General features: G+C 47.2%; 6 protein-coding genes. 5 read left to right on the top strand and 1 reads right to left on the bottom strand.

Features of this window, described 5'->3' with window-relative positions; genetic code table 11:
* From JKY90_06450 to JKY90_06465, 4 genes are all read left to right on the top strand, one after another.
* Positions 1-479, top strand: a 479-nt coding sequence (locus tag JKY90_06450) for a peptidase (protein ID MBL4851904.1), incomplete at its 5' end; no start/stop codon positions are given.
* Between the two features lie 226 nt (positions 480-705).
* A complete protein-coding gene (locus tag JKY90_06455) occupies positions 706-2,010 on the top strand; it encodes a malate dehydrogenase (GenBank protein ID MBL4851905.1) in 1,305 nt (434 codons plus the stop codon).
* A 15-nt stretch (positions 2,011-2,025) separates the two neighbouring features.
* Positions 2,026-2,958, top strand: a complete 933-nt coding sequence (mdh, locus tag JKY90_06460) for a malate dehydrogenase (GenBank protein ID MBL4851906.1) — start codon at positions 2,026-2,028, stop codon at positions 2,956-2,958.
* Positions 2,959-2,979: 21 nt separating this feature from the next.
* Positions 2,980-4,275, top strand: coding sequence for a citrate synthase (locus JKY90_06465; protein ID MBL4851907.1), 1,296 nt, complete (start codon positions 2,980-2,982; stop codon positions 4,273-4,275).
* 140 nt (positions 4,276-4,415) lie between these two features.
* Here the strand turns inward: JKY90_06465 and JKY90_06470 are convergent, their stop codons facing one another.
* The gene (locus JKY90_06470; protein MBL4851908.1) at positions 4,416-6,860 is read right to left on the bottom strand and encodes a penicillin-binding protein 1A; all 2,445 of its coding nucleotides are present in this window, start codon (positions 6,858-6,860) and stop codon (positions 4,416-4,418) included.
* Positions 6,861-7,051: 191 nt separating this feature from the next.
* Here JKY90_06470 and JKY90_06475 point away from each other — a divergent pair, with 191 nt between their 5' ends.
* Entirely contained in the window at positions 7,052-8,110 is a 1,059-nt protein-coding gene (locus tag JKY90_06475; protein MBL4851909.1) for a pilus assembly protein PilM, read from the top strand.
* Positions 8,111-8,324: the final 214 nt, after the last annotated feature.

Genomic DNA, 8,324 nt, shown 5'->3' on the forward strand with positions numbered 1-8,324 from the left:
AGATTAGCGCCGAAGACATCAATAAACGCATTGCGGCGGATGAGTTTATAAAAACGCGGCTTAAGGTTAATTCATTGAAACAAGGGCGTGCGCTCAGCAGTCATGGCCTTGCGGGCTATACTGGACTTACCCGTGGTAATACGCCTTTTGGCCAGCGTGATATTCGTATCAGCGTGATGTATCTGGGCACTAAGGCCTACACCTTCTTTGCGACAACCAAGGACGCTGGGGCGTTAAAAAGTTTTGATGGCGCTTTTTTAGACACAGTAACAAGCTTTCATCCGCTGAGTGATGAAGAACAACCACTGGCTAAAGCCTTATTGATACAGCTTGTGACTGCAAGGGATGGCGATACCTATGCCGCACTGGCCAAACAGACACGGATCTCCAATGATGCCGAATCTCAGCTAAGATTAATGAACGATCAATACCCGCAGGGTGAACCAACACCCGGTCAGCGCATAAAAATAGTAAAATAACCTAGTCACTGCTCACTGCTCAGATTACGCCTGAAATTCACCATTTCTGCGTTTATCCTCAAGGGGTACTTGGAAAAAATGATCATTTACGCGTTGTAAACTCACATTTTTTGCCTTGAACTGGCTAATTTCAGGCGTAATCTGAGCAGTGACCAGCAATATCAACTACTCTTTGAGTACATAATCCTTTGGCGCGCAAGCGCTGTAATGAATGTTAAAGGCCCTAATGACTGACGAATTAAAGCAGGCGGCATTGGAATACCATGCCTTACCAAAGCCAGGAAAAATCGCCATAGCCATCAGCAAACCTTGCGATACACAGTATCAATTAGGTTTGGCTTACACGCCAGGTGTTGCCGAGCCAGTGCGAGCTATCGAAAAAACGCCTCATGATGCCTATCGCTATACCAATAAGGGCAATCTGGTTGCTGTTATTTCTGATGGCAGCGCTGTTTTAGGTTTAGGTAATACCGGCGCCTTGGCCAGCAAGCCTGTCATGGAAGGTAAGGCCGTGTTATTTAAGAAATTTGCTGATATCGATGTCTTTGATATTGAAGTAGATGCACGCTCTCCCGAACATTTTGTTGAAGTTGTGGCGAGTATTGCGCCGACTTTCGGTGGCATTAACCTCGAAGATATCGCCGCACCACATTGTTTTGAGATCGAAGAGGCGTTACGCGAGCGTGTTGATATACCGGTATTCCATGACGACCAGCATGGTACGGCGGTGATTATTGCGGCGGGTTTACTCAATGCGTTGGAGCTACAGGGCAAGCGACTTGATGCCGTTGATATTGTCTGCCTTGGCGCCGGTGCAGCAGGTATTGCCTCGATGCATCTCTTGTGCTGTTTGGGTGCCGACCCAAAACGTTTGCTGTTGGTCGATCGCCAAGGTGTTATACATAGTGGTCGTAGTGGTTTAACGACACATAAGCGTCGCTTTGCCGTCGCTACCGATTGCCGTAGTTTGGCTGATGCGATGGTCGATGCCGATGTGTTTATCGGTGTCTCTGGCCCTGATTTGTTGCCGCCAGATATGTTAAAAACGATGGCGGCCAAGCCTATTGTTTTTGCTTTATCTAATCCGGACCCAGAAATTCGCCCTGATATTGCTTTGGCAGCACGGCAAGACTTGATAATGGCGACAGGCCGTAGTGACTATCCTAATCAGGTCAATAATGTGTTGGGTTTCCCCTTTATATTTCGCGGTGCGCTCGACGTCCATGCGACATCGATCAATGATGATATGTTGGTTGCAGCTGTCGAGGCCTTACATGCTTTAACGCATCAGCCGGTGCCAGAAGAGGTGCTGTTGGCGTATCAGCTGGATCATTTGGAATTTGGTAGCGACTATATTATTCCTAAACCATTAGACCCGCGTTTAATTGATTATGTGGCGCCAGCCGTTGCCGCTGCAGCGGTGAAGTCAGGCGTAGCGCGGCATGATTATCCATCGCACTACCCTAAAGATGTATTGAAAGATATTGCACGTCCGTCTTTAGCTATCGTGCCATCAGTGTCATCTAATTAACCAGGACACTACACTATGGATAAGATCGCAATTATAGGCTCTGGTCGAGTCGGTGAGGCAACAGCACATTTGCTGGCGCAAAAAGCGCTGGCCAAAAATATTGTATTGATTGATGTCAGACTCGGGATTGCTAAGGGTGTTGCATTGGACATACAGGAGTGTGCTCCGTTATTTGGTTTTGATACGCGCTTGCATGGCAGTACCGAGCTTGCTGACATTGTTGATTCAGATGTGGTGGTGATTACTGCCGGTAAGCCACGGCAACCTGGTATGTCTCGTATGGACGTATTGGCTGAAAATAATAAAATACTGCTCAACGTTGCTGAAGGGATTAAACGCTATGCAACACAGGCAATCGTCATCGTTGTCAGCAATCCGGTGGATATATTGACCTATCAATTGTGGCGCCATACGGGGCTACCTAAACATCGAGTTATTGGCCAAGCAGGCGTGCTTGATGCGGCGCGAATGGCTAGCTTTGTTGCGCTTGAAACAGGTTTTTCGGTGCAAGATATTAGTGCCATGGTATTGGGTGGGCATGGTGATGCGATGGTGCCGATGACACGTTATACCTGCATTAATGGTATTCCGATTGCTCACTTTCTTGATGAGGAAACAATAGAAAAAATCGTTAAGCGTACTCGCGAAGGCGGTGCAGAGATTTTGGCGTTAAAGCAGACAAGCAGTGCTTACGATGCACCAGGCGCAGCTATTGTCGAGATGATTGATGCGATACACTACGATCGTAAACGCTTGTTACCCTGTGTCGCCTTATTAAATGGTGAATACGGTCAACATGATATTGCCGCAGGGGTGCCTGCGGTGCTCGGTGCTCGGGGGCTAGAGCGTGTGGTGGAATTGGATTTAGAGCCCGATGAAGTGGCAGCATTAGATGCTTCGTTGTCACGTTTACGTGATGATCTGAGCACACTTGCGGCAAATAATTAAGGCATTATCCAGGAGTTAAGCATGCCGAAGGACACTGTAACAATTATCGATAATTCTACCGGCAAAGAGCTTGAGTTGCCTTTGCGTCGTAGCACGATAGGCCCTGCCGCAGTGGATATTACTTCGCTGTACCGTGAGTTTGGTTATCTCACCTATGACCCTGGGTTTATGTCGACGGCAAGTTGTCGTAGCAGTATTACCTATGTCGATGGTAACGAAGGCGTCTTACTCTACCGTGGTTACCCTATTGAGCAGTTGGCTGAACACAGCAGTTATATGGAGGTTGTTTATTTATTGTTATACGGTGAGCTGCCAAAGGAACAACAGCTATCTGGGTTTGTTGATTCGATAGATAGTCATACAATGATAAATGAAAGCCTTAAAGGTTTTTATCAAGGCTTTCACCATGATGCACATCCCATGGCGAGTTTAATGGGTGTAGTGGGTTCGTTGTCATCATTTTATCCTGATGCTGCGGATATTTATGATCCGGCTCAGCGCGAAATTGCTGCGCATCGTATTGTGGCTAAAATTCCAACTATTGCCGCGGCAAGTTATAAATACTCCATCGGCGAGCCCTTTGTCTATCCTAAGAATGCGTTGGATTATTGCGCCAACTTATTGCATATGATGTTTTCTGTGCCAGCAGAAGAGTATGAGGTGAACCCTGTTGCTGCCAAGGCTCTGGATCTTATTTTTATGCTGCATCTGGATCATGAGCAAAATGTCAGTACGTCTACTGTACGTTTGTCTGGCAGTACGGGCACCAATCCATTTGCTTGTATCGCGACGGGGATTAGTGCGCTTTGGGGGCCGGCGCATGGTGGCGCTAATGAAGCTGTGTTGACCATGTTGAAAGAAATTGGCGATGTGAAAAATATTGCTAAATATTTAGACAAGGCTAAAGATAAAAATGACCCCTTTCGTTTGATGGGCTTTGGCCACCGTGTTTATAAAAACTACGACCCGCGCGCCAAAATTATTCGTCAAATGTGTTACGAAGTGCTGGATAAATTAGGCGACTCTAATGATCCGATGTTTGAATTAGCGCTGAAATTGGAGGAAGTGGCTTTAAACGATGAATATTTCGTTTCGCGTAAGTTGTACCCCAATGTTGATTTTTATTCTGGCATTATCTATCGAGTATTAGGCATCCCAACTAATATGTTTACAGCTATGTTTGCCGTCGCGCGCGCGCCAGGTTGGGTTGCACAGTGGTTAGAGATGATCACCGAGCCTGACCAACGTATTGGTCGCCCACGCCAAGTCTATGAAGGCGCCACTACGCGCCAATACGTGCCTTTGTCTAAGCGCTAGGGAGCCTCTGAATAAACCCCTTAAGCGGTGCCTGTTAGCGTTTGTAAACTGAGATATTTCGTCATTTTTTGCTCTTATAACCCTGCGGATTTATTTAAAGGTTTAACAATGCCAGGATTTATTCCCTAGCATATTAGGTCTTAGAATAACTGGTCTGGAATTCCGCTATCAGACGGGTTGTTATTGCCGTTGTTATTTGGATGAGTCTTGGCGCCGCCAAACAATGGTGTTTGTTGGTTCGTTTGCTGTTTTTCTGGCACGTGTTGGGCGCGAAAGGTTTCGAAGATGGCGCCCTTATGGCCCGGGCCAACCGATAGGCCGGTCTCGCTGTCAATACGAACCGTCACCATTCCGTCAGGTCTGGGCAGTGGTTTTTCGGGATAGAGCGGTAAAGCCTGTTGCATAAATTGTATCCACATTGGTAGGGCTGCGCTGGCGCCCGTTTCTCTTGGCCCTAGCGGGCTTGAGTCATCAAAGCCAACCCACGTAATGGCGACGATATCCTGATTAAAACCAGAAAACCAAGCGTCACGTTGGTCATTAGTGGTGCCTGTTTTGCCAGCAATGTTTGCACGTTTGAGTGATTGAGCACGTGAACCCGTACCGCGCCTTATGACATCACGTAAGACTTGATTCATTAAATAGATATTTTGTTGGTTTACTGCGCGTGGAGCCAGGTTCATAGTGGTGACGGGGTCACTTGCTAATTGGTCAATGTCTGTTTCTTGCCCTATGTCTTGCAGGGTGTTTTTTTGCTCGCACTCAAGGCAGGCAATAGCAGGTTGCGCCTGAAAAATAAGCTTACCATTGCTATCTTCTATACGCTCAATCAAATAGGGTTGGGTAGCAAACCCGCCATTAGCTAGCACTATATAACCACGCGCCAGCTCAAGTGGTGTTAGCGATAGACTGCCCAGTGATAGCGAGAGGTCACGCGGCAATTTGTTTTTATCAAAACCAAAGTGGCTGGCATGGTTAATTGCGTGATTGATTCCTATGCTACGTAGTAATCGTACCGAGACTAAATTACGTGATTTACGTAGCGCCACCCGTAGTCGGGTAGGACCATAAAATTTACTACTGTAGTTTTTCGGTCGCCAGGCACTTTCTAGCCCAGCGTCGTCAAATACCACGGGTGCGTCATTAATCAGTGACGCTAAGGTGTAACCTTTGTCTAAAGCAGCGGAATAGATAAAGGGCTTAAAGCTGGAGCCAACTTGGCGCTGCGCTTGCGTAGCACGGTTAAATTTGCTGTGATTGAAGTCAAAGCCACCGACCAAAGCGCGAATCGCGCCGCTATTTGGCTCAGGCGCAATGAGTGCGCCTTGGACTGCCGGGACTTGGGCAAGCGACCAGCTGCCGTCTTCGTTGTTGCTGACGCGAACCACATCACCTACTTTGATAATGTCAGTGACAGATTTTAATGTAGGGCCACGTTTCTGTTCATTGATATAGGGTCTTGCCCATTCGATTTCTGGCCACGCGATATCTACCAAAGAATCATCGCGCAGGCGCGCAGTTAGTTTTTTCTCTTCGGCAACAGTGACAACTGCTGGTTGCAGGTTGCCAATAACAGGCAGGTCTGGGTTTTGTTCTAATTGTTCAGGTAGCAGAGTCAATTCAGGGCCGCGGTAGCCGTGGCGCTTGTCGTAGTTTATTAAGCTTTGACGCAGTGCATTTTGTGCGGCGATTTGTAGTGATGAATTTATGGTTGTGTAGATTTTATAGCCTTTGTTATAGACATCACTGCCAAATTGTTCGACTATTTCTTGTCGAGCCATCTCAGCAACATAAGCTGCGTTAAGTTCTATTCTGGCACTGTGTAGGGTAGCGCTGGTAGCCGTGTGCTTGGCGTGTTCGTGTTCTTGTTTTGAGATGAAACCCAGTATCAGCATGCGGTCTAATACCAGGTTGCGTCGCTGGTGTGCTCGCTCAGCGTTGGTGATGGGGTTGGTGGTTGATGGCGCTTTTGGCAGCCCGGCGATCATCGCCATTTGCGCCAGAGTTAGTTCGTTTAGTTTGGCGCCGTAATAAATTTGTGCCGCTGCCGCAATACCATAGGCACGCTGACCAAGAAAAATTTTATTTAAGTAAAGCGTCAGAATATCTTCTTTGCTGAGTTCCCTTTCGATTTTTAGCGCGAGCAAAATCTCATTGAGTTTGCGCAGATAAGATTTCTCGTTGCTGAGAAAGAAGTTGCGTGCCAACTGCATGGTAATCGTGCTGCCACCCTGGCGTTTTTCTCCGGTGCGGATCAGCCCGACGACGGCTCGCAGCAAGGCTTTAACATCAACACCGTTGTGATGAAAGAATGCGTCATCTTCTATAGCGACGAAGGCGTCTCGCATTGCTAGTGGGATTTCATCGTATTGTACTGGTGAACGCTTGGTTTCCCCGAATTCGGCGATTAATGCGCCATCGGCAGAATAGACGCGCATTGGCACTTGTAGTTCTACATTATGTAGCGTTTTAGTATTAGGTAGCTGTGGAATTAAATAGTAGTAAATTGCGGCCGACATAATTGCTGTAGATGCGAATGCAAATAAAGCGCTATAAAAGCCAAATTTAATTAATTTTTGTAGCATATTTTTGTGATATAGCCTAACTGTGATCTATGTCATAGAGTAAAATTAAGGAATAGTATAAATTTTCCGATAATGTCAGGGGGATATTGTTTTACCTGACGCTCAGGTTGCACTATAGTCGCGCTTGAGTAGAGGTGTATATTGGGCTTTGACCATAGGTCTTGACCATAAACCATAAATAAGGGGCGACATTGCCTTTCTTTAAACGAAATACGAATTCTTTGATCGGACTCGATATTAGCTCAACGGCTGTTAAGTTGCTTGAGTTATCGCAAGTTGGGGCGCGTTATCGCGTTGAATCTTATTCGGTGGCGCCTCTACCGCAGGAAGCCGTTGCTGAAAAGAACATCGTCGATATTGAAGCAGTTGCTGATACGATTAAACGGCTTGTTAAGCGTGCTGGCACCAAGACCAAGGATGCTGCTGTGGCTGTGGCAGGCTCAGCGGTTATCACTAAGGTTATCACTATGTCTTCAGGCTTGTCTGATGAAGAAATGGCGAGCCAAATAGAGTTTGAAGCCGAGCAATATATTCCGTACCCACGCGAAGAAGTGAATCTCGATTTTGAAGTGATCAGTGAGCATCGGCGTGATGATACTGTTGATGTATTGCTCACGGCTTCGCGTAGCGAAAATGTTGATATTCGAGTCTCGGTATTGGAAATTGCCGGACTTAATGCCAAGATTGTCGATGTTGAAGCCTATGCGATGGAATCTGCTATGGCTTTGGTGGCGCACCAGCTACCGAATAATGCGCAGGATAAAACCATTGCCATTGTTGATGTTGGTTCAATGATGACGACACTCAATGTGGTGCACGATCATCGGATGATTTATACCCGCGAACACGTGTTTGGCGGTAAGCAGTTGACTGAAGAGATTCAACGCCGTTATGGGTTATCTTATGAAGAAGCCGGCCTGGCTAAAAAACAGGGTGGTTTGCCTGATAATTATGTCCCTGAAGTGTTAGAGCCGTTTAAGGATGCCATGGTGCAGCAGGTCAGTCGAGCGCTACAATTTTTCTTTTCTTCAAGCCAATATAATAGTGTCGATCATTTGCTGTTGGTAGGCGGTTGCGCCTCAATTGCCGGCGTTGATGAGTTAATCGAAGCCAAGCTCGGCACCAGCACATCAACAGCGAATCCTTTCGCTAATATGGCTTTATCGTCACGGGTTAAAGCGCATGCGCTCAGTAATGATGCGCCAGCATTGATGGTGGCTTGTGGTTTGGCGCTGCGGAGGTTTGATTAATGGGCGTCTCTAATAATTGCTTGCAGCCTCTGCGTGACCCCAAGTATGCAGATGCAAGGCGCACCCCAAGAGTACTTCCTCGTAGTACGCTATTGGCGTACTACTCAGGGCGCAATCCGCAGGCAAGGCTGGTGGCCTTGTCAAGGATTGCGCCCCGCAGGAAGTGTACCCCTCAAGGGGGTATTGAAACGAACCCTTGGGGTGCAACGCGGCA

It is taken from the genome of Gammaproteobacteria bacterium (assembly GCA_016765075.1).
Classification (GTDB): domain Bacteria; phylum Pseudomonadota; class Gammaproteobacteria.

Bases quoted from the DNA above. Each gene is read 5' to 3' on its own strand.
- JKY90_06455 (MBL4851905.1), top strand. From the start codon at position 706: ATGACTGACGAATTAAAGCAGGCGGCATTGGAATACCATGCCTTACCA.
- mdh (MBL4851906.1), top strand. From the start codon at position 2,026: ATGGATAAGATCGCAATTATAGGCTCTGGTCGAGTCGGTGAGGCAACA.
- JKY90_06465 (MBL4851907.1), top strand. From the start codon at position 2,980: ATGCCGAAGGACACTGTAACAATTATCGATAATTCTACCGGCAAAGAG.
- JKY90_06470 (MBL4851908.1), bottom strand. From the start codon at position 6,860: ATGCTACAAAAATTAATTAAATTTGGCTTTTATAGCGCTTTATTTGCA.